Source organism: Mesorhizobium sp. M9A.F.Ca.ET.002.03.1.2, assembly GCF_003952365.1.
GTDB lineage: Bacteria > Pseudomonadota > Alphaproteobacteria > Rhizobiales > Rhizobiaceae > Mesorhizobium.
In genome coordinates this window covers 5,507,082-5,533,783 of sequence record NZ_CP034443.1, presented here as the reverse complement: position 1 = coordinate 5,533,783, position 26,702 = coordinate 5,507,082, and the positions used below count along the sequence as shown (strand labels likewise).

Below are 26,702 nucleotides of genomic sequence, written 5' to 3'. Positions count from 1 at the left end.
GAACAGAAGGCCGGCATGACGCCGGCCTTCTGACGGATTCGGGACACGCCTTGCGTTCGAAAGCGGTGACCGCCGTCACCGCAAGAGCGAAGGCATGGCCGTGCCCATCACCTTTTCGCCCAGGGCCTCCCAGCCCGGCATTTTCCGCGCAGTTTCCCCGAGAAGGCCGAAGCTCGCCGTCAGGAGGGCAACGAACGGCCAAAGTCCGCGAAATCGATTGAGACCCTGCGGCACTGTCTTCGCTTGATAGCGGTGGCCGGTTGGCCCTAATAGGTGCTTATGTCGATTTGGGATCGCCTCGGCGACTTCATCACACGCGTTTCGTCCTCTGCCTCGTCGGGTGTCGCCGACGTCGTCGAGGCTGTGCGGACGGTTTTCTCCGGCGATGCGGATTTGCGTCGCCGCGTCGCTTTCTCGGTGGCGATGATCGCGCTGTCGGCCAAGATGGCCAAGGCCGACGGCATCGTCACGCAGGACGAGGTGCGCGCCTTCCAGGAAATATTCGAAGTGCCGAAGGAGCAGACGCGCAATGTGGCGCGGCTCTACGATCTGGCCAAGCGCGACATTGCCGGATTCGAGACCTATGCCGAGCGCATGGCGCAGCTTTGCGGCTCCGGCCATTCGAACTGCGTGATGCTGGAGGATATCCTCGACGGGCTGTTCCACATCGCCAAGGCCGACGGGCTGGTCCACGAGCGGGAAGGCCAGTTTCTGCATCGCATCGCCGAGATCTTCCGGATCGAGGAGGCGCATTACCAGAGCATTCTGGCGCGGCACGTCGATCTGGGTGCGGCCGATCCCTATGTCGTGCTCGGCATCGAACGGGGAAAACCGTTCGAGGAGGTCCGAAAGCGTTATCGCAAGCTGGTTTCGGACAACCATCCCGACCGGCTGATCGCGCGCGGCCTGCCGCAGGAATTCATCAAGATCGCAACGAGCAGGATAGCGGCGATCAACGCGGCCTATGAGATGATTGAGCGAGGCCTGCGGCACGCATGAGCGGCTTCCTGCCCGACGAGCCGAGCGCCGAGGTAAGGGTATCGCCGAATTTCGGTCCACGCCGCGAGACGGCAAAGCCCGACATGATCGTGCTGCACTACACCGGCATGAAGACCGGCGGCGGCGCCGAAGCCTGGCTGTGCGATCCGGCCAGCGAGGTCTCGTCGCACTATCTCGTCCATGAGGACGGCCGTATCGTCCAGATGGTCAGGGAAAGCGACCGTGCCTGGCATGCCGGCAAGAGTTCCTGGTTCGGGCGCGCCGACATCAACTCCTGTTCGGTCGGCATCGAGATCGTCAATCCGGGGCATTTGCTGGGCTATCGCAACTTTCCGAAACGGCAGATCGATGCGGTGATCGGCCTGTGCAAGGGGATCGTTCAGCGCCATTCCATTCCAGCCGAACGGGTGCTCGCCCATTCCGACGTGGCGCCGGGACGCAAGATCGACCCCGGCGAGAAATTCCCCTGGAAGGCCCTGTTCGAGGCCGGTGTTGGCCACCTCGTCGAAGCGGCACCCGTCAGGCGCGGCGCGGCGCTGAAGGCCGGCGATGCGAATGCCGAGGTCGAGGCGTTGCAGTCGATGCTGGCGCTCTACGGTTATGGCGTGGAGATATCAGGCGCTTTCGACCGGCAGACCGAAATCGTCGTCGACGCTTTCCAGCGGCATTTCCGGCAGCGTCTGGTCGATGGCGTGGCCGACGGGTCGACAATCCGCACGCTGGAAAGGTTGGTTGCTTCCGTAAGGACAGTTCCGTCCAGCTAGTCTTTTCCTGCTCATCGAGTTACAGTTTGTTACTCAAAGTGATTTGCTTCGCCTTCTTTGCCGCCAATTCGACCGTCAAAGGCGCTACGTGCAAGTTGTCGGATCTACAGCCCCCCAGATGTTCCGATGTTGAATTAGCGTAGCTGCGTGAAACTCTTCGCGCGGTCCAACAGAACAGGATCACATGCAGAAATTGACCGTTTTGACGGCAGCTGTTGCTGCCGGCGTAATGACTTTTGCCATCGGTGCCGCGAATGGCGCGCCACTGAATCAGCGGGCAGACCAAGGTTTCATCGCCGCATCCGATAAAACCGCCGCGCCGAAAGACGCCCAAGGCGCAAAGGAAAAGAAGGTAAAAAGAACAGCCGCAAAGGCGGAAAAAGCTGGCGTAAAAGTGAAAAAGCCAGCTTCCGCAAAAAATGCGGTCTCCAAGCGGCATGTGAAGCGCAACAGGAAACGCATGGACCGGACGACGACGGCGTCGATTGGCCGGAAAGGCAAGGCGGCTTCGACGGCGGCCGCTGGCGGCAGCGGCCAGTTCTCGACGATCATCGAGCGTCATGCCGCCAGCAATGGTGTGCCGGTCTCGCTCGCCAAGGCCGTCATCAAGATCGAGAGCAATTTCCAGCCGAACCAGGTGGGCAGCGCCGGCGAGATCGGCCTGATGCAGATCAAGCCGTCGACGGCGCGGATGATGGGGTACAGCGGTTCGATCAAGGGTCTCTACGATCCGGAGACCAACATCAAATACGGCATGAAATACCTCGCCATGGCGCGGAACCTCGGCGGCGGCACGACCTGCGGCACGATCCTCAAATACAATGCCGGCCATGGCGCCAAGCGCATGAACCCGGTGTCCGCGGCCTATTGCGGCAAGGTCAAGGTACAGTTGGCCGCACTTGGGGCGCCGGCCTGACAAAGCCATAACCTGCTTTTTCGTTTGCGTTTTTGGGCGTGAACCCCTTTATACGCCTTGCCAGCTGGCCGGGCGGCCGCACCCGCGAAGCCGAAAGGCTGCGGGTGAGGAAAGTCCGGGCTCCATGGAGACACGGTGCCGGTTAATGGCCGGCGGGGGCGACCCCAGGGAAAGTGCCACAGAAAGCAAACCGCCACGGTCTACCGTGGCAAGGGTGAAAGGGTGGGGTAAGAGCCCACCGCGCGACTGGCAACAGGAGCGGCACGGTAAACCCCACCGGGAGCAAGACCGAATAGGGACGGTGCGAGGGGAAACCCTCGGGGGCTGTTTCCGGCCCACCGTCCGGGTAGGTTGCGTGAGGCGCATGGCAACATGCGCCCAAGATGAATGGCCGCCACGTTCTCGCCCCGCAAGGGGCGAGGGCCATACAGAACCCGGCTTACAGGCCAGCTGGCAATTTCTTCCAGATTCTACAGGAAATTCCCTGATATCAGCAGGTTGCGTCTTCGGGCGCGCCTGCGGATTCAGGCGCTTCAGAAACTGAATCAGCTTGCCTGAAGCAGCGAGACGTGGTGGCATTTCTTGAAATTGGTGCGATTAAATCGTACCATCCCAATGGGTGGATAGTGTCAGGAGCGCATCATGGGCCAAGTCGATAAACGCAGCATCACGCTTTCGCCCGAACTGGCGGCGGCGGTCGACGACGTGGTTGCCGCCGGCGAATACGCTTCGGCGAGCGAGGTGATCCGCGACGCACTCAGGCAATGGAAGGACCGGCGCGACCTGCACGGCTATACGGTCGAGGAGTTGCGAAAGCTGGTGCAGGAAGGGATCGACAGCGGGCCGGGACGGTTTGCATCGATGGATGAAATCAAGGCTGAGGCGCGCAGGCGTTTGCGATCCGATGACGCAGCATGAGCTTGCTGCCTATCATCCGGGCGGCGCGTGCTGAAGACGACCTGATAGCAATCTGGCTTCATGTTGGACACGATAGCGAGGCCGCGGCAGATCGTTTGCTCGATCGCTTCGAAGCCCGGTGGCAGCAATTGGCGACTTACCCTTTCTCAGGCGCGCCGCGCGAAGATATCGCGCCTGGTATCCGCCATCTGGTCGTCGGCGAATACCTCACCTTGTATCGCGTCGCCGACGATGCGATCGAAATCGTTCGCGTGCTGCACGGTCGGCGCAAGATCGAGGTCGACGACCTGAATCCTTGATCGATCCGTTTAGCGGCTTAGCGGCCGATCCTGTCCAGCGACGCCTCGATCGCCTTCCATAGCTCTTCAACGGGCTCGCAGCCGACCGAAAGGCGGACGAAGCCCGGCGCAACCGCATCGCCTCTTTTCGCCCGCCGTTCGGCGGAGGTGTGGACGCCGCCGAAGGACGTCGCCGCCTGCATCAATGCGCAGTTGTTAATGAAATCCTCGGCCTTGTCCTGCGAGGCCAGCACGAACGAGATCAGAAAGCCGAAGCGCTCCATCTGGGCGCGGGCAAGATTGTGCGAAGGGTCGCTTTCCAGACCCGGAAAGCGCAGCCCGCTGATCGCACGGTGGTCTTTCAGTCGGCGCGCTATCACTTCGGCGGAGGAGCACATGCGGTCGAAACGCACGTCCAGCGTTTCGAGGCCACGATGCACCAGCCATGCTTCGAACGGGCCAGGAATGGCGCCTGAGGTCTCACGCCAGCCGGACACCGCGGCGATGATGTCCGCATTGCGGCTGGCGACATGGCCGAACAGGACGTCGGAATGGCCATTGGGTGCCTTGGTGTCAGCGGCAATGACAATGTCGGCGCCGAGATCGAGCGGACGCTGGCCGAAGGGCGTCATCGTCGTGTTGTCCACGACAAGGATCGCGCCCGCCTTGTGCACGGCTTCGGCGACGGCGGCAATGTCGCAGAGATCCAATCCTGGATTGGCGGGCGTCTCGACGAAGGCCAGTCGATATCCATCGAAGCCGCCATCGAGGAAGGTCGATGTCGGCCGGAGATCGTAGGTGACGCCGAAAGGCTTGAGGAAGCGTTCTGCCAGCGCCCGCGTGGTGTGATAGCCGTCCGACGGCAGCAGGATACGGTCGCCGCCTTTGAGCAGCCCGAAAAAAACCGCCGAGATCGCAGCCATTCCCGAAGGAAAGCCAACACATGGTGCGCCTTCCAGATGCGTCAGCATATGCTCGACCGCGCCCCAGGTTGGATTGCTGAAGCGGCCGTATTGATCGAAGCCGGTGGCGTCGCCAGGCGCGTGAAAAATGGCGGCCATGGTTAGGGGCAGCGGAATTGGATCGCCCTTGGCAAGCCTGCCTCGGCGCAGGTGAGCAAGGGCCGCGGCGCGTGACCTGGCTGTGTCGGGCATGGATTTCAAACCTTGTTTCTAACCGAGAAAAGAATCTGTTTCTGACCAAGAAGAGGCGGGCCGACGCTATGCGTGGCGGCGTTCCGCGGCAAGCCGCTCCGGTTGGGCCAAGCGGCTCTAAACGCTTCGTTAGGCTTAATAGACGATAAAGACGGGAGTGCCGTCAAAGCTGCTCTCACCGGTGGTGGCGCGCGCGTTTGTGAAGCCTGTTCCCGTTGACGCCCATAGTGCCCCATGATATCCCATATCGATATTCAAGCCTTCGTTCCGCGTCAGGGTGAAGCGTACGCCAATCGGGCAGCCGCGGCGGCTGCGCGTTTGCCTGTTTTCGCCCCTCGGAACGAAGTCGGTTTTGGACAGGGACCGCGCCGCGGCGGCGCGGACGGGAAGATGCAGAGGGGTGCGGCGGCGCAGGCGGCCGTAACGCGTAATGGACCGGTTTCTGTCAAGCGCGGTGAACAAGGTCGATGCGAAGGGGCGGGTGTCCGTTCCGGCGCATTTCCGTGCGGTTGTGCAGAAACGCGGCTATTCGGAACTCTATGGGCTGCGCTGCCTGGATCGTCCGGCGATGGATGTCGGCGGGCTCGACCTGCTCGATCGCTACGAGCAGCGCATCGCGCAGGAAGACCCTTTCCTGCAGACGGCGGACGACATGTCGTTCTTCTGCCACGGCGACGGAGCCTTCCTGAAGCTCGACCAGGACGGCCGCATCACGATGACCGATTTCATCCGCGAGCATACGGGCATTGCTGCGGAAGTGGCTTTTGTCGGCCGCGGCAATTTCTTTCAGATCTGGGAACCTGGACGGCTCACCGCCTATGGGGCGGAAGCACGCGCCCGGCTTCTGCAGCTTCGGCAGGGGACGAAGCCTGGGGAGCGACCGGAATGATGGCGGGCTACGGCGATGACCCTCACGCCGTTGGCGGACCGGCCCGTCACATTCCGGTCCTCCTTGCCGAAGTGCTGGAGGCGCTTTCGCCCAAACCCGGCGAGGTGATCGTCGACGGCACCTTCGGCGCCGGCGGCTACACCAAAGCCATTCTGGCAAGCGGCGCTTCAGTCGTCGCCATCGACCGCGATCCGGATGCGATCGCTGCGGGTCGTGCCCTCGAACAACAAGCGGGCGGCAAACTCAGGCTCGTTCAGGCGCCGTTCTCGACATTGGACGAGCATGTCGAAAGCGCCGACGGGGTCGTGCTCGACATCGGCGTGTCCTCCATGCAGATCGACGAGGCGGAACGCGGTTTTTCGTTCCGCGCTGATGGGCCGCTCGACATGCGCATGGCGCAAGCGGGCCTGAGCGCCGCCGATGTCGTCAACAGTTTCAAAGTGGGAGACCTTGCCCGCATCTTCGGGTTTCTCGGCGAAGAGCGCCATGCCGGCCGCATCGCGCGCATGATCGAAGCCCGTCGCGAAAAACGTCCGTTCGAGCGCACGCTCGACCTTGCCGACGCGATCGAGACGCATATCGGCCGCGCGCCGAAGGACAAGATCCATCCGGCGACCCGCGTCTTCCAGGCGCTGCGCATTTTCGTCAATGACGAACTCGGCGAACTGGCCAAAGCGCTGTTTGCGGCTGAACGCGTGCTGAAACCGGGCGGGCGGCTGGCCGTGGTGACGTTCCACTCCCTGGAAGACCGCATCGTCAAACGCTTCATAGCTGATCGCGCCGATGCGGCGACCGGATCGCGGCACCTGCCCGAGGCGCAGGCGCGCACCGCCACCTTCAAAAAGGTGGGTAGCGGCGTAACGCCCGATGAGGCCGAGATATCAGCCAATCCGCGCGCGCGCTCGGCCAGGCTGCGCACTGCTGCGCGCACCGACGCGCCGGCGCGCGCCGGCGACTTTTCGATTTTCGGGCTTCCAAAACTTCCTGACCCAAAACTTCCTGGCGTCGATCGGCCGGGAGAGAGGTGAGCACGTGTTTCGTACCAGCGACATAGTCCTTATCGCCGTCATGGTTTCTGCTGCGGCCCTGACCTACAAGACCAAGCGCGAAGCCGAAGAACAATTGGCGGCGGTGCACAAGCTCCAGGCGCAGATCCGCTACGAGGAGGATACGATCGATCTCCTGAAGGCGGACTGGAGCCTGCTCACCCAGCCGTCGCGCCTGCAAAAGCTGGCCGAGATCTACAAATCGCAGCTCGAACTCGAGCCGGTCAACGCCCGCCAGATCATCGGGCTGGACGATCTGCCGGCAAAACCCGTCACCATCGAGGACCTTTCGTCCCAGCGGCTGGGCGGCATGGCCGACAATTCCGGCGAAGGACCCTTGGGCAAGGACCCCGTGGTGACCGGAGGCATCGTCCAATGATCGCAAGGGTTCCATTGATCGCCGGGCTGCTGAAGCGCCGTGCCAAATCCGGCGACGACGGATCGATTGTGGTCGAAGGCGCCCGCAAGGCGACCGGCGGCAAGGGCAGGACCCGCATCGTGATGACGATGGCGGTCTTCTTCGGCATCTATTCGACCATCACCGGGCGGCTGGTCTATCTGGGTTTCCAGAATCCCGACCTGTCCGGCGGCCCGCAGAGCCGGGTGACGGCGTCACGGCCCGACATTGTCGACCGCAACGGCGAAGTGCTGGCGACGGATATCAAAACGGCGTCGCTGTTTGCCGAACCGCGCCGCATCGTCGACGCCGACGAGGCGATCGAGAGGTTGGCGACGGTGCTTCCCGAAATCGACTACGAGCAGACCTACCACAAGCTCAAGAGCGGTGCCGGCTTCGTCTGGCTGCAGCGGCAACTGACGCCCAAGCAACAATCTGACATCATGCAGCTCGGCATTCCCGGCTTTGGCTTCCGTACCGAAAAGCGGCGTTTCTATCCGGCCGGCGAAACCTCATCCTACATTGTCGGTCTCACCAACATCGACAACAAGGGCATCTCCGGCATGGAGAAATACATCGACGAACAGGGGCTGAGCGACCTTCAGGCGTCGGGCCTGGCGGTGGCCAAGGATCTGAAGCCGGTGCGGCTCTCGATCGACCTGCGCGTCCAGCATATCGTGCGTGACGAGGTCGCCACCGGCATGGAGAAATACCGCGCGATCGCGGCAGGCGCAGTCGTTCTCAACATCAAGACCGGCGAGGTGATGGCGATGGCCTCGGTTCCCGATTTCGATCCGAACAATCCCTACAATGCGCAGGACAAGGACCGCTTGAACCGCATGTCGGCCGGCCTCTATGAAATGGGTTCGACCTTGAAGAGCTTCACCACCGCCATGGCGCTCGATTCCGGCAAAGTGACGCTGGAAAGCCGTTTCGACGCTTCGCGCCCGATCAGGATCGGCCGTCAGACCATCCATGATTTTCATGGCAAGGCCCGGGTGCTGTCGGTGCCGGAAGTGTTCATCTACTCGTCCAACATCGGTTCGGCCAAGGAAGCCGAAGCGGTGGGCATCGAGGGGCACCGCGAATTCCTGCATCGCCTGGGGATCCTCGAGAGGATGCAGACGGAACTGCCCGAGGTCGCCCGCCCGACCGAGCCCAAAGTCTGGAAACAGGTCCATTCGATCACCATCGCCTTCGGTCACGGTGTGTCGACGACGCCGCTGCAGACGGCGGTGGGCTGCGCCGCGCTGCTGAACGGCGGCTATCTGATCCAGCCGACATTCCTGAAACGCGCGCAGGAACAGGCGATCTCGGTGGCCAAGAAAGTCGTCAGCGACAAGACCGTCGAAGACATGCGCTATCTCTACGCACTCAATGCCGAGAAAGGGTCAGGCAGGAACGCCAGGGTTCCAGGCTATCGCGTCGGCGGCAAGACGGGAACGGCCGAGAAGGTTGTCAACGGCCGCTACTCAAAGGACAAGAATTTCAACGCCTTCGTCGCGGCTTTCCCGATGGACGATCCGCAATACGTCGTGCTTACGATCGCCGACGAACCGAAGCCGGAAAAACCCGGCATGGGTGCGACGGCCGCCTCGAATGCAGGCGTCATGGCCGCGAACATCATCCGACGTTCAGCTTCCATGCTTGGCGTAAAGCCAGATTTCAGCCATGAAAATGGCGCAACGCTGGTTTCCTATCAGTGATTCTTAGGGCGCGCCGGCAACTGCGCGCTATTTTGTTGTGATGAACGGGGTTCGATGAAGCTGAAAGATCTAGCCGGTATCCTGCCTGTCGAAGGAACAGCTCCCTTCGATGCGGAGGTTACCGGGATTTCGTCGGATTCCCGCACGGTCAAGACCGGCGTGATCTTCTTCGCGCTCACCGGTGCCAAGGCGGATGGCGCGGCCTATGCCGCTGACGCCGCCGAACGCGGCGCCACAGCGATCGTGGCTGGCAGGGGCAGCGCCGTCGCCGGCCTGCCGGTGCCGGTTCTCGCCGTCGACGATCCGCGCCTTGCGCTGGCGCTGAGCGCTGCCCGCTACTTCGGCAGGCAACCGCAAACCATGGTCGCGGTGACCGGCACCAGCGGCAAGACATCGGTTGCGGCCTTCACCAGGCAGATATGGGAGCAGTCAGGCTTTGCCGCCGCTTCGATCGGCACCACCGGCGTGGTGGCGCCGGGCCGCAACGAATATGGCTCGCTGACCACGCCCGACCCGGTCGATCTGCACAGGCTGCTGCGGGAACTGGCAGATGCCGGCGTCACCCACGCATCGATGGAGGCCTCCAGCCATGGCCTCGACCAGCGCCGGCTCGACGGCGTGAAGCTTGCGGCCGGGGGCTTCACCAATCTCGGCCGCGACCACATGGACTATCATCCGACGGTCGAGGACTATCACCGCGCCAAGCTGCGCCTGTTCGACACGCTGCTGCCGAAGGGCGCGCCGGCCGTGATCTTTGCCGACGATCCGTGGTCGGAGCCGACGATCCGGGCGGCGAGGGCGGCGGGGCTGGACGTGCTGACGGTCGGCCGTCATGGCGCGTTCCTGAGACTGAAGCGGGTCGAGCACGAGCGTCATCGCCAGCGTGCCGAGGTGGAGGTCGATGGCGTTCTCCACGAGGTCGATCTGCCGCTGGCCGGCGATTTCCAGATCGCCAACGCCCTGGTTTCGGCGGGCCTTGCCATCTCCACTGGAACGCCTGCCGCCAAAGCCCTGATGGCGTTGGAGAAATTGAAGGGCGCGCCGGGCCGGCTCGACCTCGTTGGGACAACATCCAACGGTGCGCCGGTCTATGTCGATTACGCGCACAAGCCGGATGCGCTGGAAAATGTGTTGGCCTCGGTACGGCCGTTCACCACCGGTCGCGTCGTTGTCGTGTTCGGCTGCGGCGGCGACCGCGACCGCGGCAAGCGCCCGATCATGGGCGAGATCGCCACGCGGCTCGCCGATGTCGTCATCGTCACCGACGACAATCCGCGCTCGGAAGTGCCCCAATCGATCCGCACTGCGATCCTTGCCGCTGCACCTGGCGCCATCGAGATCGGCGACCGGCGCAGGGCGATCCACGAAGCCGTCGCCATGCTCCATGCCGGCGACACGCTGATCGTGGCCGGCAAGGGCCATGAGGAAGGCCAGACCATCGGCTCTGAAACGCTGCATTTTTCCGACCATGAGGAGGTCCGCTCCGCGCTCCAGGAGCACGCCGCATGAGTTTCCTGTGGACCTCCGAGGATCTGGTCGCCGCCATGGGTGGACGGCCGCTCGGTTCGATGCCGGAGGGCATTTCCGGCATCTCGATCGACAGCCGCAGCCTGCAACCGGGCGATGCCTTCTTCGCCATCAAGGGCGAGGTGATGGACGGCCATGATTTCGCGACCGCCGCCATCAAGGCCGGCGCCGGCGTGCTGGTCGTCGCCGAGGGCAAGCTGCCGTCGCTCGGGCGGCTGACGGCGCCGATGATCGTCGTGCAGGATGTGCTGGCCGCGCTGGAAAAGCTAGGGCTGGCCGCCCGCGCGCGCTCGACCGCGAGGATCATCGCGGTGACCGGTTCGGCGGGCAAGACCACCACCAAGGAAGCGCTGCGCCACGTGTTGTCCGCGATCGGCAAGGTGCACGCGTCGGCCCAATCTTTCAACAACCACTGGGGCGTGCCGCTGACGCTGGCGCGGATGCCGGCGGATTGCGACTATGCCGTCTTCGAGATCGGCATGAACCATCCCGACGAGATCCGGCCGCTGGTCAAGATGGTCCGGCCGCATGTCGCCATCGTCACGCTGATCGCGGCGGCACATCTCGGCTTCTTCCGCAACCTGGACGAAATCGCCAAGGCCAAGGCCGAGATTTTCGAGGGCCTCGAGCCTGGCGGCGCGACACTGCTCAACCGCGACGATCCGCGCTCGAAGCTGCTGGGCAAAATGGCGAGAGACGCGGGCGTCGAACATGTCTACGGCTTTGGCGAGAATGCCCGCTCGACCTTCAAGCTGGTCAAATGCGTGCTGCATGCCGACCATTCCGTCATCACCGCCAAAATCGGCGGGCAGGAGGTCACCGCCAGGATTGGCGCGCCCGGGCGCCACATGGTGCAGAATGTGCTGGCGGTGCTGGGTGCCGCGCATCTGGTCGGCGCCGACATTGCCAGGGTGGCGCTGGCGCTGGCTGATCTTTCGGCCGAGCGCGGCCGCGGCAAGCGCCATGTGCTGCGCCACCCCCGGGGTCCGATCACGCTGATTGACGAGAGCTACAACGCCAATCCGGCGTCGATGGCTGCGGCAATGGCGCTGCTCAACGCGACGCCGGTGTCGGGCGAAGGCAGGCGCATCGCCGTGCTCGGCGACATGCTCGAACTCGGCGACCACTCGGCGAAGCTGCATGCGGCGCTTGCCGGTCTCATCGTCGGCACGGACACGCGCACGGTCTTCCTCGCCGGCCCGGAAATGCGGGCGCTGGCCGATGTCCTGCCCGACGAGATCAGGACGGAGTATCGCCCCAGTGCCGAGGATCTGAAGCTGGTGCTTCTGTCGGCGCTGAAGCCTGGCGATGTGGTGATGATCAAATCGTCGAAAGGCATCGGGTTTTCCAAGCTGGTCGACGCATTGCTCGGCAAATTTCCGGCCGTAACCACAACCGCCAAACAGACCTAGAGCCAGGTCCGGGGACCGCATCGCATGTTCACACTGCTCGTCGAATTCGCGGACAAGATCTCGGTCTTCAACGTCTTCCGCTACATAACCTTCCGTACCGGCGGCGCGCTGATCACCGCGGCGCTGATCGTCTTCATCTTCGGGCCGGCCATCATCAATTCGCTGAGGCTGCGGCAGGGCAAGGGCCAGCCGATCCGCGCCGACGGGCCGCAGACGCATTTCAAGAAAGCCGGCACGCCGACCATGGGCGGGCTGATGATCCTGTGCGGCATCGTCGGCTCGTCGCTGCTATGGGCGAACCTGTCCAGCATCTATGTCTGGGTGGTGCTGCTGGTGACGCTGGGTTTCGGCTCGATCGGCTTCTACGACGATTATCTCAAGGTGACCAAGCAATCGCATCTCGGCTTTTCCGGCAAGGCGCGGCTGGGGCTTGAATTCGTCATCGCCGGCATCGCCGCCTGGGTGATCATGCACAACGGCCAGGCGCCGTTCTCGTCGTCGCTGACTTTCCCTTTCGCCAAGGAATTTCTCATCAACCTCGGCTGGTTCTTCATCCCGTTCTCCTGCTTCGTCATCGTCGGCGCCGGCAATGCGGTGAACCTGACCGATGGCCTCGACGGGCTGGCGATCGTGCCGATCATGATCGCGGCGGCGTCCTTCGGCGTGATCGCCTATCTCTCCGGCAATGCGGTGTTCGCCGAATATCTGCAGATCCATTTCGTGCCCGGCACCGGCGAACTGGCGGTGGTCCTCGGCGCGGTGATCGGCGCCGGCCTCGGCTTCCTGTGGTTCAACGCGCCGCCGGCGGCGATCTTCATGGGCGATACCGGCTCGCTGGCCCTGGGTGGCCTGATCGGCACGGTCGCGGTCGCCACCAAGCATGAGATCGTGCTGGTTATCGTCGGCGGCCTGTTCGTCGTCGAGATCCTGTCGGTCATCATCCAGGTCGGCTACTTCAAGATGACCGGCAAGCGCGTGTTCCTGATGGCGCCGATCCACCATCATTTCGAAAAGCTCGGCTGGACCGAAAGCCAGGTGGTGATCCGCTTCTGGATCATCGCCGTCATCCTGGCGCTGGTCGGCCTGTCGACCCTGAAGCTCAGATAGGAGGCCGCTTGATCCCCGCCGCATCCTTCGCAGGCAAGCGCGTTTCGCTCTTCGGGCTCGGCGGCTCGGGGGTCGCCACGGCGCGCGCGCTGATCGAGGGCGGAGCGGATGTGCTGGCCTGGGACGACAATCCCGACAGCGTCGGCAAGGCCGCGGCCGTCGGCATCGCGACCGGCGATCTGCACGGCGCCGACTGGGCGAAATTCTCGGCCTTCGTGCTGTCGCCCGGCGTGCCGCTGACGCATCCGAAGCCGCACTGGACAGTGGAACTGGCGCGCGCTGCAGGCGTCGAGATCATTGGCGACATCGAGCTTTTCTGCCGCGAGCGGACCTTGCTGGCGCCGGCAGCACCCTTCATTGCCATCACCGGCACCAACGGCAAATCGACGACCACGGCGCTGACGGCGCATATCCTGAAATCGGCCGGGCGCGACACGCAGATGGGCGGCAATATCGGTCGCGCGGTGATGACGCTCGATCCGCCGGAGCCGGGGCGGCACTATGTCGTGGAATGCTCGTCCTACCAGATCGACCTCGCGCCCTCGATCAATCCGACCGCCGGCGTCCTTCTCAACCTGACGCCGGATCACCTCGACCGCCACGGCACGATGCAGCACTACGCCGCGATCAAGGAACGGCTGGTAGCCGGCAGCGAAACCGCCATCCTCGGTGTCGATGATTCCTGGTGCGCCCAGGCCGCCGACCGGCTGGAACGGGCAGGTCGGCACGTCATCCGCATTTCCAGGCGCCTGCCGCTGACCGACGGCTACTTCGCCGACGGCACCAATCTGATGGAAGCGGTGCATGGCCGTTACAGTCGCGTTGCCTTTCTCGAAGGCATCGGCTCGCTGCGCGGCCAGCACAATGCGCAGAATGCACTGGCCGCCGTCGCCGCCTGCCTCAAGGTCGGGCTCGAGCTGGGCGAGATCCAGTCGGGGCTGGAGAGCTTTCCCGGGCTGGCGCACCGCATGGAGCAGGTCGGCCGCAAGGGTCATGTGCTGTTCATCAACGATTCCAAGGCGACCAATGCCGATGCGGCAGCGCCCGCATTGTCCAGCTTTGCGCGCATCTACTGGATCGCCGGCGGGTTGCCGAAGGAGGGCGGCATCGAGCCGTTGCGCGGCCTCTTTCCGCGTATTGCCAAGGCCTATCTGATCGGCGAGGCCGCACCGGCCTTTTCGGCGACGCTCGGCGAGGCGGTGCCTTATGAGATCTCAGGCACGCTGGCCGCGGCGGTCGAACACGCCGCAAGCGACGCGGCGAGCGATGATGGCAATGGCGAGGTGGTGGTGCTGCTTTCGCCGGCCTGCGCCAGTTTCGACCAGTTCAAGAATTTCGAAGTGCGCGGCGAAGCCTTCAGGCAGGCCGCGAGCGCTATTGATGGCGTGAAGCCCATCGGAGGGACACGATAATGCAAAGCCGTCTCGACAAAAGCCCGGTTGCCACCTGGTGGTGGACGGTCGATCGCTGGTTCCTGGCTGCGTTCCTCTCGCTGATGGGGCTCGGCATCGTGCTGTCCTTCGCGGCGAGCCCGGCGGTGGCCCAGCGCATCGGCCTCGACAGTTTCCACTTCGCCACACGCCAGATCATCTTCACCATCCCCGCCCTTGGCGTGATGCTGGCCGTCTCCTTCATGGAATCGCGGCAGATCAGACGCATGGCCCTGGTCATGCTGTGCATCATGCTGGTGCTGATGGTGGCGGTTCTCTACATCGGCGTCGAGGTGAAGGGCGCGCGCCGCTGGGTGTCGCTCGCCGGCGTGTCGATCCAGCCGTCGGAATTCCTGAAGCCGGCATTCGTCGTCATCTGTGCCTGGCTGTTTGCCGAACACAAGCGCCAGCCCGACATTCCGGGCAATCTGTTCGCCATGCTGCTGCTGGCCCTCGTCATCTCGCTGCTGGTGGCGCAGCCGGATTTCGGCCAGACCATGCTGGTGCTCGGCACCTGGGGGGTGATGTTCTTCATGGCCGGGTTGCCATGGCTGTGGATCATCGCGCTGGGCGCTATCGGCATCGGCGGCGTGTTCGCCGCCTATACGGTGTTTCCGCACGTCGCCGGCCGCATCGACCGCTTCATGACCGGCGAAGGCGACACGTTCCAGGTCGACATGGGCCGCGATGCGCTGATCAACGGCGGCTGGTTCGGCGTAGGGCCGGGCGAGGGCACCGTCAAGCGGGTCATACCCGACAGCCATGCCGATTTCGTCTTCTCGGTGGCCGGCGAGGAGTTCGGACTGATCATGTGCTTCTTCATCATGACCATCTTCGCCTTCATCGTGCTGCGCGGGCTCAGCACCGCGCTCAAGGAGCAGGACGACTTCACGCGCTATGCTGTTGGCGGCCTGGTCACGGTTTTCGGTCTGCAGTCGGTCATCAACATGGCCGTCAATCTGCAGTTGATGCCGGCCAAGGGCATGACCTTGCCGTTCATCTCCTATGGCGGCTCCTCGCAGATCGCCATTGCCATCTCGATGGGCATGGTGCTGGCGCTGACACGCAGGCGGCCGGAAAAGCGCAAGCAGTTGGGCTTCGCGCCGTCGCAGCGCGCCATGCCGGCGGAATGAAATGGCGAAGGGGGTCATCCTTCTGGCGGCCGGCGGCACCGGCGGGCATCTGTTCCCGGCCGAGGCGCTGGCGCACGAGCTGACCAGGCGCGGCTGGACGGTGCATCTGGCCACCGATGACCGTGCCGAGCGTTTTGCCGGCCAATTTCCGGCAGCCAGCATCCATCCGATCCAGTCGGCGACGATGAGTTCGAAAAATCCTTTTGCCGTGCTCGCCGCTTTCTGGAAGATCTGGGGCGGCGTGCGCCAGGCATCCGTCGTGATCGGCCGGATCAAGCCCGCCGTCGTGGTCGGGTTCGGCGGCTATCCGACGCTGCCGCCGCTCTATGCCGCGACGCGGCGCAAGGTGCCGACGCTGATCCACGAGCAGAACGCGGTGATGGGGCGCGCCAACCGGGCGCTGGCCGGCCGCGTCGATGCCATTGCCGGCGGGTTTTTGCCGGAAGATTCAAGCGCTGCGGGCGTCAAGACGATGACGACAGGCAATCCGGTCAGGCCGCAAGTGCTGGAGGCGGCAAGGACGCCCTATGTGGCGTCTACGGGCGAGCAGCCGTTCCGGTTTCTGGTGTTCGGCGGCAGCCAGGGGGCACAGTTCTTTTCCGATGCAATGCCGGCGGCGGTCGGGCAGCTTTCCGACGCACAACGCAAGCGGCTGGTGATAACGCAGCAGGCCCGCGCCGACGATGTGGAGCGGGTAAGGGCGGCCTATGCTGCCCTTGGCGTCGAGGCCGAGGTGTCGCCCTTCTTCACCGACATGGCGGCGCGCATGGCTGCGGCGCATCTGGTGATGTCGCGGTCCGGCGCATCGACTGTATCGGAAATCGCGGTGGTCGGCCGACCGGCGCTGCTGGTGCCCTATCCGTATGCGCTCGACCACGACCAGGCGGCCAATGCCGCGGCATTGGCCGCGGCAGGTGGCGCCGAAGTGCACCCGCAATCCTCGCTTTCGTCCGAGCGCATCGCCACGCTCGTCGGGGCCTTGATGGACGATCCGGAGCGGCTGACCGCAATGGCGGCGGCGGCGAAATCGGCCGGAAAACCAGAGGCGGCACGGTTGCTCGCTGATCTGACAGAGGCTATTGCGTCGAAGAAAACCGTTTCGGACTTCAGGAAGGAGACGCACGCATGAAGATGCCGCAGACGATCGGCCTTGTGCATTTCATCGGCATCGGCGGAATCGGCATGAGCGGCATCGCCGAGGTGCTGCACAATCTCGGCTACAAGGTGCAAGGGTCCGACCAGGCCGACAGCGCCAATGTGCAGCGGCTGCGCGACGAAGGCATCGAGTGCTTTGTCGGTCATCACGCCGACAACATCGGCGATGCCGAAGTGGTTGTCGTCTCGACGGCGATCAAGAAATCCAATCCGGAGCTGAAGGCCGCGCGCGAAAAACTGCTTCCCGTCGTCCGTCGCGCCGAGATGCTGGCCGAGCTGATGCGCTTCCGGCAGGCGGTGGCCATCGGCGGCACGCACGGCAAGACGACGACGACCTCGATGGTGGCGACGCTGCTCGAAGCCGGCGGGCTCGATCCGACCGTGATCAATGGCGGCATCATCAATGCCTATGGCACAAACGCCCGCATGGGCGATGGCGAGTGGATGGTGGTCGAGGCCGATGAGAGCGACGGCACCTTCCTGAAGCTGCCGGCCGAGATTGCCGTCGTCACCAACATCGACCCGGAGCATCTCGACCATTACGGCTCCTTCGAAAAGGTGCGCGAGGCCTTTCGTCAGTTCGTCGAGAACGTGCCGTTCTACGGTTTCGGCGTCATGTGCACCGACCACCCGGAGGTGCAGGCGCTGGTCAGCCGCATCGAGGACCGGCGCGTCATCACCTATGGCGAGAACGCGCAGGCCGACGTGCGTTTCACCAATCACCGGATGGACGGCCCGACCTCGGAATTCGACGTGGTGATCCGCGACCGCAAGACCCGCGGCCAGTCGACGATATCGGGCCTGCGCCTGCCGATGCCCGGCCGTCACAACGTCTCCAACGCGACCGCGGCGATCGCCGTCGCGCATGAGCTCGGCCTTTCGGCCGAGGCGATCAGGAAGGGCCTGTCGTCCTTCGCCGGCGTCAAGCGGCGCTTCACCCGTACCGGTTCGTGGAACGGCGTCGAAATCTTCGACGATTACGGCCATCATCCGGTCGAGATCACGGCGGTTCTGAAGGCGGCGCGCGACGCCGCCAAGGGCCGCGTCATCGCCATTGCCCAGCCGCACCGCTTCACCCGGCTGCATGACCTGTTCGACGAGTTTTCCGTCTGCTTCAACGATGCCGACACGGTGATGGTGGCGCCGGTCTATGCGGCAGGCGAAGAGCCGATCGACGGGGTGACGTCCGAGGTACTGGTGTCGCGCATCCGCGCCGGCGGCCATCGCGACGCACGCTACATCGAAGGCCCAGCGGCGATTGCGCCTGTTATCCGCGACCTGGCGAAACCAGGCGATCTCATCGTCTTCCTCGGCGCCGGCAACATCACGCAATGGGCTTACGCGCTGCCCGGGGAACTCGGCGGGACGGCCTCATGATGCGCGGCCAGGCATTGATCGACAAGCTTGGCGGCCGGCTTGCCGGCCTGCGCGGCCGCATCACGCCCAATGCCGAGATGGACAAGATCACCTGGTTCCGCGCCGGCGGGCTGGCCGACGCGCTGTTTCAGCCGGCCGACGAGGACGATCTCGTCGCATTCCTGCGGGCGGTTCCCGAAGAAATACCGCTGACCGTCGTCGGCGTCGGCTCGAACCTGCTTGTCCGCGACGGCGGCATTGCGGGCTTCGTCATCCGGCTTTCGGCCAAGGGCTTCGGCGAGGCCGAAGTGATTGCGCCGACCACCATCAAGGCGGGGGCTGCCACGCCCGACAAGCGCCTTGCAGCCGTTGCCTACCAGGCTGGCATCGGCGGCTTTGATTTTTACCACGGCATTCCGGGCGCCGTCGGCGGCGCGCTGCGGATGAACGCCGGCGCCAACGGCGCCGAGACGCGCGAGCGCGTCGTCGAGGTGCGGGCGCTCGACCGCAAGGGCAATGTGCATACGCTTGGTAACGCCGATATGGGCTACGCCTATCGCCATTCGGCAGCGCCTGAAGGGTTGATCTTCACATCGGCACTGTTCGAAGGTGTTCTGGAAGACAAGGCCAAGATCAAGGCGGCGATGGATGCTGTCCAGCACCATCGCGAGACCGTGCAGCCGATCCGCGAAAAGACCGGCGGCTCGACATTCAAGAATCCGGAAGGCACCTCGGCCTGGAAAGAGATCGACAAAGCGGGGTGTCGGGGGCTGATGATCGGCGGTGCGCAGATGTCGCCGATGCATTGCAACTTCATGATCAACACGGGAACCGCGACCGGCTACGACCTCGAATATCTCGGCGAGACGGTGCGCGCGCGCGTGCTCGAAAAGTCGGGCATCCGGCTGCACTGGGAAATCAAGCGCATCGGTAATTTCCGGCCGGGGCACGAAGTCCAGGAATTCCTCGGACAGCTACTTTAGCGCTGTCGGATGTTCATGTGATGCTTGAACTTCAAATGGTCTGAAATCACCGCGCGACCGTTGCGCCAAAGACTCACAACGCAGTTTTTGTGGCCGTTTTTACGGAAAGTGAATCTCTCGGAATCGTAAGCACTTGCCAGCGAATCAACTCTCTGATTCTCTGCCTGAAAGCGTTTCCTGATTTGAGTCGTTCGACGCGTTTCCCGCGTTTTCCGTCTGGGGGGCAACCTGCCGGGAGACTCGGACTCAAAGTCGCGGAAATCGTGAGAGCAAAAGACTGCTCTGATCGAGAGATGCCGGCCCGCCGTGAGAGGGGATGACGGGAAATGAAAAGCAAGCATGTGGCCGTTCTGCTGGGGGATTCTCGTCCGAGCGGCCCGTGTCTCTGTCTTCGGGGAAGGCCTGTGCGGATGCACTCGAGAATGAAGGCTACCGGGTCACTCGCGTCGATGTTTCGCGCGATGTCGGCTCTGTGCTCGCCGAGCTCGGGCCTGATGTTGTCTTCAATGCGCTGCATGGCCCGTTCGGCGAGGACGGCACCATCCAGGGCATCCTCGAATATCTTGCCATTCCCTACACCCATTCCGGCGTGCTCGCCTCGGCGCTCGCCATGAACAAGGAGCAAGCCAAGAGGGTCGCCAGGGCCGTCGGCATTCCGGTCGCGGAATCGAAGGTGGTCGATCGCTTCGCCATCCAGGACAAGCATCCGATGAAGCCGCCCTATGTTGTCAAGCCGGTCAACGAGGGGTCGAGCTTCGGCGTTGTCATCGTGCATGAAGGCCAGTCGCATCCGCCGCAGGTCATCGGTTCGTCCGACTGGAAGTATGGCGACACCGTCATGGTGGAGCGCTACGTGCACGGGCGCGAGTTGACTTGCGCGGTGATGGGCGATGTGGCGCTCGGCGTCTGCGAGATCATCCCGACCGGCCATTCCTTCTACGACTATGATTCAAAATACGTCGCGGGCGGATCAAAACACGAATGCCCTGCAAAAATTTCACCGAATATTTACCAAAAAATACAGACACTGGCGCTCAAGGCTCACCAAGCTATCGGCTGCCGGGGCGTTTCCCGGTCGGACTTCCGTTATGATGATCGACACTCCGAGAACGGCGAAATTGTCTGGCTCGAGGTCAACACTCAGCCGGGCATGACGCCGACATCCTTGGTGCCTGAAATCGCTGCGCAGGCGGGACACTCGTTCGGCGATTTGTTGAGTTGGATGGTGGAGGACGCTTCGTGTCTGCGTTGAAGTGGGGACAGGGCAAGGGGAAGGACGCGACCGGGTCGACGCTGTTCGACATGCCGTTGTCGTTAGACCACTTCGTGCTGCCGCGTCTGCTTCGCCGGCCGGCGCGCGTGCTGGCGCGCCTGGGCGAGGGCGACTTCGAGGCGCCGCCTTTCTCCGCGGCCATCCTGTCGGCGGCGCTGCTCGTATCGGGCAGTGCCTATGGCGCCTATCTCGGCGGGCATGTCGACGGCATCGTCCAGGGCATCACCGCCCGCACCGGCTTCGCCGTCGAGCAGATCAAGGTGGTCGGCAACCGCGCAACCTCCGAGATCGATATTCTCGACAGGATGCAGCTCGATGGCTGGACGTCGCTGATCGGCTTCGATGCCGAAGCCGCGCGAGAGCGCATCGCCACGCTGCCGTGGGTCGAGGTTGCGGCGGTGCGCAAGGTCTATCCGCATACGCTGGAGGTGCGCATCGAGGAGCGCGAGCCCTTTGCGCTCTGGCAGCAGGGCAGCGGGCTTTCCGTCATCGAGCGGTCCGGCGCCGTGATCGCGCCGTTCTCCGGCGGCAAGCAGGCATTGCTGCCGCTGATCGTCGGCACCGGCGCGCCGGCCAAGGCGCCGGATTTCCTTGCCAGGATCGAAAAATATCCGGAGCTTGCCGCGCGGGTCAAAGGCTATATCCGCATCGGCGAACGGCGTTGGGACCTGAAGCTGGAGAACGGAATCACGGTCAAGCTTCCCGAGGATGGCGAGGATCAGGCGATCGCCGATCTGGTCAGGATGGATCGCGAGAACGGGCTGCTGACACGCGACATCGCCGCCGTCGACATGCGTCTTTCCGACCGCCTCGTCGTCCAGCTGACGCCGGAAGCGGCGACGCAGCGCGAGGCCGCGCTCAAGGAAAAGCCGAAAATGCCGAAGCGCAAGCCGGAGACGAAGATATGAGCTGGCTTGGCGGCAACGGCGACGCCTCGTCGCGCCGGTCCGGCACCTTGACGGTGCTGGATGTCGGTTCGAGCAAGGTCTGCTGTGTGGTGGCCAAGCTCAAGCCGCGCGAGGACGGCAAGCTGCTGCGCGGGCGTTCGCATCGCATCCAGGTGATCGGCATCGGCCACCAGAAATCGCAAGGCGTGAAATCGGGCGTCGTCATCGATCTCGACAGGGCCGAGCACGCCATCCGTCTTGCCGTCGATGCCGCTGAGCGCATGGCGGGCCTGACGGTCGATTCACTGATCGTCAACATGACGGCCGGCCGGCTGAAGAGCGAGAGCTTCTCGGCAACCATCAATCTCGGCGGCCATGAGGCCGACGAGGCCGACATCAAGCGCGTGCTTGCCGCCGGCGCCAAGCAGGCGCTCCGGGCCGAGCGCGAGGTGATCCATTCGCTTCCCGTCGGTTTTTCGCTGGACGCCGAGCGCGGCGTGCGTGATCCGCGCGGCATGGTCGGCGACCAGCTCGGCGTCGACATGCATGTGCTGACCGGCGACGCGGCACCCTTGCGCAATCTGGAGCTCTGCATCAACCGCTCGCATCTGTCGGTCGAGCGCATGGTGGCGACGCCCTATGCCAGCGGGCTTGCCGCACTGGTCGACGACGAACTCGAGATGGGCGCGGCCTGCATCGACATGGGCGGCGGCACCACGACGATCTCGGTCTTTTCGGAAGGCAAGTTCGTCCATGGCGACGCCATCGCCATCGGCGGCAACCACGTCACGCTGGACATGGCCAAGGGCATGTCGACCTCGCTCGACGCCGCCGAGAGGCTGAAAGTGATGCATGGCTCGGCGCTGCCCGGCAGTGCCGACGACCGCGACCTGGTCTCGATACAGCCGATCGGCGAGGATGGCGAGGTGCCGCTGCAGATACCGCGTTCGGTGATGACGCGCATCATCCGGGCACGCATCGACGAGACGCTCGAATTGTTGCGCGACCGGCTGAACAGGTCCGGCTACGGCAACGCCGTCGGCAAGCGCGTCGTGCTGACCGGCGGCGCCAGCCAGCTTTCCGGCCTGCCCGAGGCGGCGCGCCGCATTCTCGGACGCAACGTGCGCATCGGCCGTCCGCTCGGCGTGGCGGGTCTGCCGGAGGCGGCCAAGGGGCCGGCTTTCTCGACGCCGGTCGGGCTTCTGATCTATCCGCAGATGGCGAATTTCGAGAGCCATCCGGCGAAAGGAATTTCTGGTCTCAGGATGACCGGAACGGGCGGAAAACTGCATCGAATGAGTCAGTGGTTGAGAGACAGTTTTTAAATTGACGGGGACAGCCCCATAGGCGGCCGCGGCGGCGAAGCGGCGGGAAAGGCAAAGGACGGAGACAATGACCATCAATCTGCAAAAGCCGGACATCACCGAGCTCAAGCCACGTATCACCGTGTTCGGTGTTGGCGGTGGCGGCGGCAATGCCGTCAACAACATGATCACCGCGGGCTTGCGCGGCGTCGAGTTCGTGGTGGCCAATACCGACGCACAGGCGCTGACCATGTCCAAGTCGGATCGGCTGATCCAGCTCGGCGCGCATGTCACCGAGGGCCTGGGTGCGGGATCGCAGCCGGAAGTCGGGCGCGCGGCGGCGGAGGAATGCATCGACGAGATCGTCGATCATCTCTCCAACACCCATATGTGCTTCGTCACTGCCGGCATGGGCGGTGGCACCGGCACCGGGGCCGCGCCGGTCGTTGCACGTGCCGCTCGTGAAAAGGGGATTCTCACCGTCGGCGTCGTCACCAAGCCGTTCCATTTCGAAGGCCAGCGCCGCATGAAGACGGCGGATATGGGCATCGAGGAATTGCAGAAATGCGTTGATACCCTCATCGTCATCCCCAACCAGAACCTGTTCCGGCTGGCCAATGACAAGACGACCTTCGCCGATGCTTTCGCCATGGCCGACCAGGTGCTCTATTCCGGCGTAGCCTGCATCACCGACCTGATGGTCAAGGAAGGGTTGATCAACCTCGACTTCGCCGACGTCCGCTCGGTCATGCGCGAGATGGGCAAGGCGATGATGGGGACGGGCGAGGCTTCCGGCGAGGGCCGCGCCATGGCCGCCGCCGAAGCCGCGATCGCCAACCCGCTGCTCGACGAGACCTCGATGAAGGGCGCCAAGGGCCTGCTGATCTCGATCACCGGCGGCCGCGACCTGACCCTGTTCGAAGTCGACGAGGCGGCGACCCGCATTCGCGAGGAGGTCGACCAGGAAGCCAACATCATTCTGGGAGCGACGTTCGACGAGGATCTCGAAGGCGTCATCCGCGTCTCGGTGGTCGCCACCGGCATCGACAAATCGGCGGCTGAAATCGCCGCCGCGCCGATCGCCATCCGCACGGCTCCGCCAAAGCCGGTCAGCCGCCCGGCCGCTCCGGCCGTGGAAAGCCGTCCGGCGCCTGTCCAGCAGGGAGGCTACGAGCCACGCGCCGCCGACCCGGTAGCCGAGGCGATCCATCTTGCCGAGGCCAACGCCGCGGCGATGGCGCGTCCCGCGCCGGCTGCCCATGCGGAAGATTTCCGTCCGCAGAGCAAGATCTTCCAGGCGCCTCCGCCCCAGCCGCAGCCGATCGTGCAGCCAATGGTTCAGCAAGCGATGCAGCCCGCGCCGCAGCGCGAAGCGCTTCAGCCGGTCGCCGCGGCACCCCAGCGCATGCCGCGCGTCGAGGACTTCCCGCCAGTGGTGAAAGCCGAAGTGGAAGCCAAGGGCCGCCCGGTAGCCGATCATGAGAACAGCGGACCGATGGGACTGCTCAAGCGCCTGACGAATGGCCTTACCCGCCGCGAAGAGGAACCTGCACGGCTGCAGCCGGCGCAGCCGCGCGAGCCGAAACTGCGCCAGGCGGCGCCTGAAGTGCGTCGCCTTGCCAGCCAGGATCCGCAGCTTTACGCGCCGCGCCGTGGCCAGTTGGACGACCAGGGCCGGCTGACGCCGCAGAGCAGGGCTGTCCAGGAAGACGATCAGCTGGAGATTCCGGCATTCCTGCGCCGCCAAGCCAATTGATCTGTTAACGGTCCGTAACAATTGTTAACAGGCAGACAAGAGATTGTTTGCCTGTTAACGCAAAAAGTTCTTTTAAAACAGAATATTACGTGACCCTGCACGCCTCTGGTCGCGGTTACAGAAAGTAAGAAACCGTGATTTGGAGTCTCCCTGCCGGATCACTATCTTCGCCTCCGACCGACGTCGGTTTGCCGGGATTCGGGGGAAGTGGCCCCTGCCAGCCGATCAAATCAAGTGCCGTGCCCTTTGGGGTGATAAAGCGGACTTGGGCAGTGGGCTATGGGGTTTGTCTTGCAGGACTATCAGACGACACTTAAATCGCGTGCGACGCTGACGGGTACCGGCGTTCACAGCGGCAAGCCTGTTACCGTCCATTTCCTGCCGGCAGACGCTGATACGGGTATCGTGTTCCAGCTTTCGAGTGGAAGCGAGAGCCGTGAGTTCCGCGCGCTTGTTTCCGAAGTCGGCGCCACCGATCTGTGCACCATGCTCGGCGATCCGGCAGGCGAGCATATCGCCACCGTCGAACATCTGATGGCCACGCTTTTCGGGCTCGGCATCGACAACATCGTCATCGAGATCGACGGCCACGAGGTTCCGATCCTTGACGGCAGCGCCATGGCGTTCGTGGAGGCCATCGACCAGGCGGGCATCGATACGCTGCCGGTCAAGCGCCGCTACATCCGGGTGATCAAGCCGGTTCGCATAGAGAACGGTGCCTCCTGGGCGGAATTCAGGCCTTATGACGGCACGCGCTTCGAGATCGAGATCGATTTCGAAAGCCCGGCGATCGGCCGTCAGCTCTTCGCATCCGACATGAACGCCGACATTTTCCGCCGCGATATCGCGCGCGCCCGTACCTTTGGTTTTATGAAGGACGTCGAGCGGCTGTGGGCAGCCGGCTATGCGCTTGGCTCTTCGCTGGAAAACTCCCTGGTGATCGGCGACGACAACCGCGTCATCAACGTGGGAGGCTTGCGCTATCCCAACGAGTTCGTGCGGCACAAGACGATGGACGCCATGGGCGATCTGGCGCTGGCCGGCGCCCGGTTCATTGGCTGCTTCCGTTCCTATCGCGGTGGCCACAGGCTGAACGCGGCAGCGCTGCGTCGCCTTTTGTCGGACCGTTCGGCGTTCGAGATCGTCGAGACGACACGCCGCGAGCGCGGTCGCACCGCCGAGATGAGCGCCGTCTACGCGCCCGTTTACGCGCCCTGGATGATCTGATTCTTAACGTTTCTCGGGCTTTATGGTCGCCGGCCCGTGTTGCATGAATGCATCATTGGCCGGCGAAATCATGCAAGTGTGCAGGCTGCGCCGGGCCGCCACAAAAATGTGCGATTGGCCGGAGATAGCGTTGCCGGGCACGGCGGTTATGGTTTATGGCTGCTGCCCCAGAGCGAATGACGACTGAAATGGCGCCGAAAGGGCGGAATCCAATCATGTTTTTCAAGCGAGTTGGTCAATCGGAAGCGCCGCAGCGGGCTGTTTTCCTGGCGCTTTCGGTGGTCGTTCCATCGCTGTTACTGTCGGCCTGCATGTCGTCCGAGAAGGATGTCGACCTGTCGACCTATGTCGAGCAGACCGAGCCGGCCGACGTCCTCTACAATCAGGGCCTTGCCAATCTGAATGCCGGGCGCCTGCAGGAGGCAAGCCGCAAATTCGGTGCAGTCGACCGCCAGCATCCCTATTCGGAATACGCCCGCAAATCGATGGTGATGGGCGCCTTCGCCGATTATCGCCAGGGCAACTATACCGAGGCGATCGGTTCGGCCAAGCGCTATCTCACGCTCTATCCGACGACCGACGACGCCGCCTATGCCCAGTACATCATCGGGCTCAGCTACTACCGGCAGATCAAGGACGTCACGCAGGACCAGAAGGAAGCGCGTCAGACCGTGCAGACAATGCAGGATCTGGTGACGCGCTGGCCCGATTCGGAATATGTCGACGATGCCAAGGAAAAGATCCGCTTCGCCAACGACCAGCTCGCCGGCAAGGAGATGCAGATCGGCCGCTACTATCTCGAGCGGCGTGAATACATCGCCGCCGTCAAGCGGTTCCGCACCGTGGTGGAGACCTATTCCAACACGCGCCATGTCGAGGAAGCCCTTGCCCGTCTCACCGAAAGCTACTACGCGATGGGGCTGACGGCGGAAGCGCAGACTGCCGCGGCTGTGCTCGGCACCAACTACCCCGACAGCGTGTGGTACAAGGATTCCTACAAGCTCCTGCAGACTGGTGGGCTCGAGCCGCGCGAGAGTGCCGGGTCGTGGATCTCCAAGGCCGGGAAGCTGATCACCGGCGCCTGA

Annotated in this window: 23 protein-coding genes, 1 other RNA gene and 1 pseudogene; 24 read left to right on the top strand and 1 reads right to left on the bottom strand. The window is 63.7% G+C overall.

What is annotated here, in order from left to right; genetic code table 11:
• The first annotated feature begins 279 nt into the window (after nt 1-279).
• The 6 genes from EJ066_RS26840 (at nt 280) to EJ066_RS26815 (ending at nt 3,896) form a co-directional block, all read left to right on the top strand.
• On the top strand, nt 280-999 hold the full coding sequence (locus EJ066_RS26840) for a DnaJ family molecular chaperone (protein WP_126042952.1): 720 nt from the start codon (nt 280-282) through the stop codon (nt 997-999).
• Nucleotides 996-1,763 carry an N-acetylmuramoyl-L-alanine amidase gene (locus EJ066_RS26835; protein WP_126042951.1) on the top strand — a complete coding sequence of 256 codons (768 nt, stop codon included), beginning with the start codon at nt 996-998 and terminating at the stop codon, nt 1,761-1,763. Before EJ066_RS26840 ends, EJ066_RS26835 begins: the two co-directional genes overlap by 4 nt.
• Nucleotides 1,764-1,947: 184 nt before the next feature.
• Nucleotides 1,948-2,679: a transglycosylase SLT domain-containing protein gene (locus EJ066_RS26830; protein WP_126042950.1), complete on the top strand. Its 732-nt coding sequence runs from the start codon at nt 1,948-1,950 to the stop codon at nt 2,677-2,679.
• A 60-nt stretch (nt 2,680-2,739) separates the two neighbouring features.
• Nucleotides 2,740-3,137: RNase P RNA component class A (gene rnpB / locus EJ066_RS26825), an RNA gene on the top strand.
• A 184-nt stretch (nt 3,138-3,321) separates the two neighbouring features.
• Nucleotides 3,322-3,597 carry a type II toxin-antitoxin system ParD family antitoxin gene (locus EJ066_RS26820; protein ID WP_126042949.1) on the top strand — a complete coding sequence of 92 codons (276 nt, stop codon included), beginning with the start codon at nt 3,322-3,324 and terminating at the stop codon, nt 3,595-3,597.
• Between the two features lie 2 nt (nt 3,598-3,599).
• Nucleotides 3,600-3,896, top strand: a complete 297-nt coding sequence (locus tag EJ066_RS26815; RefSeq protein ID WP_245454982.1) for a type II toxin-antitoxin system RelE/ParE family toxin — start codon at nt 3,600-3,602, stop codon at nt 3,894-3,896.
• Between the two features lie 17 nt (nt 3,897-3,913).
• Here the strand turns inward: EJ066_RS26815 and EJ066_RS26810 are convergent, their stop codons facing one another.
• A complete protein-coding gene (locus EJ066_RS26810) occupies nt 3,914-5,029 on the bottom strand; it encodes a cystathionine gamma-lyase (RefSeq protein WP_126042947.1) in 1,116 nt (371 codons plus the stop codon).
• Between the two features lie 430 nt (nt 5,030-5,459).
• On the opposite strand from EJ066_RS26810, the gene mraZ reads away from it, so the two are divergent.
• The 18 genes and pseudogenes from mraZ (at nt 5,460) to EJ066_RS26720 (ending at nt 26,702) form a co-directional block, all read left to right on the top strand.
• Nucleotides 5,460-5,918: a division/cell wall cluster transcriptional repressor MraZ gene (gene mraZ / locus EJ066_RS26805; RefSeq protein WP_126042946.1), complete on the top strand. Its 459-nt coding sequence runs from the start codon at nt 5,460-5,462 to the stop codon at nt 5,916-5,918.
• Nucleotides 5,915-6,946, top strand: a complete 1,032-nt coding sequence (gene rsmH / locus EJ066_RS26800; RefSeq protein WP_126042945.1) for a 16S rRNA (cytosine(1402)-N(4))-methyltransferase RsmH — start codon at nt 5,915-5,917, stop codon at nt 6,944-6,946. Before mraZ ends, rsmH begins: the two co-directional genes overlap by 4 nt.
• A 4-nt stretch (nt 6,947-6,950) precedes the next feature.
• Nucleotides 6,951-7,343 carry a hypothetical protein gene (locus EJ066_RS26795; RefSeq protein ID WP_126042944.1) on the top strand — a complete coding sequence of 131 codons (393 nt, stop codon included), beginning with the start codon at nt 6,951-6,953 and terminating at the stop codon, nt 7,341-7,343.
• Entirely contained in the window at nt 7,340-9,067 is a 1,728-nt protein-coding gene (locus tag EJ066_RS26790) for a penicillin-binding protein 2 (protein WP_245454981.1), read from the top strand. Before EJ066_RS26795 ends, EJ066_RS26790 begins: the two co-directional genes overlap by 4 nt.
• A gap of 54 nt (nt 9,068-9,121) precedes the next feature.
• Nucleotides 9,122-10,576: a UDP-N-acetylmuramoyl-L-alanyl-D-glutamate--2,6-diaminopimelate ligase gene (locus tag EJ066_RS26785; protein WP_126042943.1), complete on the top strand. Its 1,455-nt coding sequence runs from the start codon at nt 9,122-9,124 to the stop codon at nt 10,574-10,576.
• Nucleotides 10,573-12,006 (top strand): UDP-N-acetylmuramoylalanyl-D-glutamyl-2,6-diaminopimelate--D-alanyl-D-alanine ligase, encoded by a 1,434-nt coding sequence (locus tag EJ066_RS26780; RefSeq protein WP_126042942.1) that lies wholly within the window; start codon nt 10,573-10,575, stop codon nt 12,004-12,006. The genes EJ066_RS26785 and EJ066_RS26780 overlap by 4 nt, the downstream gene beginning before the upstream one ends.
• Before the next feature lie 24 nt (nt 12,007-12,030).
• The gene (gene mraY, locus EJ066_RS26775; RefSeq protein ID WP_126042941.1) at nt 12,031-13,113 is read left to right on the top strand and encodes a phospho-N-acetylmuramoyl-pentapeptide-transferase; all 1,083 of its coding nucleotides are present in this window, start codon (nt 12,031-12,033) and stop codon (nt 13,111-13,113) included.
• Nucleotides 13,114-13,121: 8 nt separating this feature from the next.
• A complete protein-coding gene (gene murD / locus EJ066_RS26770; protein WP_126042940.1) occupies nt 13,122-14,525 on the top strand; it encodes a UDP-N-acetylmuramoyl-L-alanine--D-glutamate ligase in 1,404 nt (467 codons plus the stop codon).
• Nucleotides 14,525-15,676, top strand: a complete 1,152-nt coding sequence (ftsW, locus tag EJ066_RS26765) for a putative lipid II flippase FtsW (protein WP_126042939.1) — start codon at nt 14,525-14,527, stop codon at nt 15,674-15,676. The genes murD and ftsW overlap by 1 nt, the downstream gene beginning before the upstream one ends.
• 1 nt (nt 15,677) lies before the next feature.
• Nucleotides 15,678-16,805 carry an undecaprenyldiphospho-muramoylpentapeptide beta-N-acetylglucosaminyltransferase gene (murG, locus tag EJ066_RS26760; RefSeq protein WP_126042938.1) on the top strand — a complete coding sequence of 376 codons (1,128 nt, stop codon included), beginning with the start codon at nt 15,678-15,680 and terminating at the stop codon, nt 16,803-16,805.
• On the top strand, nt 16,802-18,208 hold the full coding sequence (gene murC, locus EJ066_RS26755; RefSeq protein ID WP_126042937.1) for a UDP-N-acetylmuramate--L-alanine ligase: 1,407 nt from the start codon (nt 16,802-16,804) through the stop codon (nt 18,206-18,208). Before murG ends, murC begins: the two co-directional genes overlap by 4 nt.
• Nucleotides 18,205-19,170 (top strand): UDP-N-acetylmuramate dehydrogenase, encoded by a 966-nt coding sequence (murB, locus tag EJ066_RS26750; RefSeq protein ID WP_126042936.1) that lies wholly within the window; start codon nt 18,205-18,207, stop codon nt 19,168-19,170. The genes murC and murB overlap by 4 nt, the downstream gene beginning before the upstream one ends.
• Nucleotides 19,171-19,496: 326 nt before the next feature.
• Nucleotides 19,497-20,422, top strand: a pseudogene (locus EJ066_RS26745) (D-alanine--D-alanine ligase).
• Nucleotides 20,410-21,351: a cell division protein FtsQ/DivIB gene (locus tag EJ066_RS26740; protein ID WP_126042935.1), complete on the top strand. Its 942-nt coding sequence runs from the start codon at nt 20,410-20,412 to the stop codon at nt 21,349-21,351. The pseudogene EJ066_RS26745 and the gene EJ066_RS26740 overlap by 13 nt, the downstream one beginning before the upstream one ends.
• Nucleotides 21,348-22,655, top strand: coding sequence for a cell division protein FtsA (gene ftsA, locus EJ066_RS26735; RefSeq protein ID WP_126042934.1), 1,308 nt, complete (start codon nt 21,348-21,350; stop codon nt 22,653-22,655). Before EJ066_RS26740 ends, ftsA begins: the two co-directional genes overlap by 4 nt.
• Nucleotides 22,656-22,722: 67 nt before the next feature.
• Nucleotides 22,723-24,390, top strand: coding sequence for a cell division protein FtsZ (gene ftsZ, locus EJ066_RS26730; RefSeq protein WP_126042933.1), 1,668 nt, complete (start codon nt 22,723-22,725; stop codon nt 24,388-24,390).
• Between the two features lie 279 nt (nt 24,391-24,669).
• A complete protein-coding gene (gene lpxC / locus EJ066_RS26725; RefSeq protein ID WP_126042932.1) occupies nt 24,670-25,617 on the top strand; it encodes a UDP-3-O-acyl-N-acetylglucosamine deacetylase in 948 nt (315 codons plus the stop codon).
• A 215-nt stretch (nt 25,618-25,832) separates the two neighbouring features.
• Nucleotides 25,833-26,702 (top strand): outer membrane protein assembly factor BamD, encoded by an 870-nt coding sequence (locus tag EJ066_RS26720; protein WP_126042931.1) that lies wholly within the window; start codon nt 25,833-25,835, stop codon nt 26,700-26,702.

Excerpts from the sequence above, each read along its gene's own strand:
- EJ066_RS26840 (WP_126042952.1), top strand. The coding sequence starts at position 280 with ATGTCGATTTGGGATCGCCTCGGCGACTTCATCACACGCGTTTCGTCC.
- EJ066_RS26835 (WP_126042951.1), top strand. The coding sequence starts at position 996 with ATGAGCGGCTTCCTGCCCGACGAGCCGAGCGCCGAGGTAAGGGTATCG.
- EJ066_RS26830 (WP_126042950.1), top strand. The coding sequence starts at position 1,948 with ATGCAGAAATTGACCGTTTTGACGGCAGCTGTTGCTGCCGGCGTAATG.
- EJ066_RS26820 (WP_126042949.1), top strand. The coding sequence starts at position 3,322 with ATGGGCCAAGTCGATAAACGCAGCATCACGCTTTCGCCCGAACTGGCG.
- EJ066_RS26810 (WP_126042947.1), bottom strand. The coding sequence starts at position 5,029 with ATGCCCGACACAGCCAGGTCACGCGCCGCGGCCCTTGCTCACCTGCGC.
- mraZ (WP_126042946.1), top strand. The coding sequence starts at position 5,460 with ATGGACCGGTTTCTGTCAAGCGCGGTGAACAAGGTCGATGCGAAGGGG.
- rsmH (WP_126042945.1), top strand. The coding sequence starts at position 5,915 with ATGATGGCGGGCTACGGCGATGACCCTCACGCCGTTGGCGGACCGGCC.
- EJ066_RS26790 (WP_245454981.1), top strand. The coding sequence starts at position 7,340 with ATGATCGCAAGGGTTCCATTGATCGCCGGGCTGCTGAAGCGCCGTGCC.
- EJ066_RS26785 (WP_126042943.1), top strand. The coding sequence starts at position 9,122 with ATGAAGCTGAAAGATCTAGCCGGTATCCTGCCTGTCGAAGGAACAGCT.
- EJ066_RS26780 (WP_126042942.1), top strand. The coding sequence starts at position 10,573 with ATGAGTTTCCTGTGGACCTCCGAGGATCTGGTCGCCGCCATGGGTGGA.
- mraY (WP_126042941.1), top strand. The coding sequence starts at position 12,031 with ATGTTCACACTGCTCGTCGAATTCGCGGACAAGATCTCGGTCTTCAAC.
- ftsW (WP_126042939.1), top strand. The coding sequence starts at position 14,525 with ATGCAAAGCCGTCTCGACAAAAGCCCGGTTGCCACCTGGTGGTGGACG.
- murG (WP_126042938.1), top strand. The coding sequence starts at position 15,678 with ATGGCGAAGGGGGTCATCCTTCTGGCGGCCGGCGGCACCGGCGGGCAT.
- murC (WP_126042937.1), top strand. The coding sequence starts at position 16,802 with ATGAAGATGCCGCAGACGATCGGCCTTGTGCATTTCATCGGCATCGGC.
- murB (WP_126042936.1), top strand. The coding sequence starts at position 18,205 with ATGATGCGCGGCCAGGCATTGATCGACAAGCTTGGCGGCCGGCTTGCC.
- ftsA (WP_126042934.1), top strand. The coding sequence starts at position 21,348 with ATGAGCTGGCTTGGCGGCAACGGCGACGCCTCGTCGCGCCGGTCCGGC.
- ftsZ (WP_126042933.1), top strand. The coding sequence starts at position 22,723 with ATGACCATCAATCTGCAAAAGCCGGACATCACCGAGCTCAAGCCACGT.
- lpxC (WP_126042932.1), top strand. The coding sequence starts at position 24,670 with ATGGGGTTTGTCTTGCAGGACTATCAGACGACACTTAAATCGCGTGCG.
- EJ066_RS26720 (WP_126042931.1), top strand. The coding sequence starts at position 25,833 with ATGTTTTTCAAGCGAGTTGGTCAATCGGAAGCGCCGCAGCGGGCTGTT.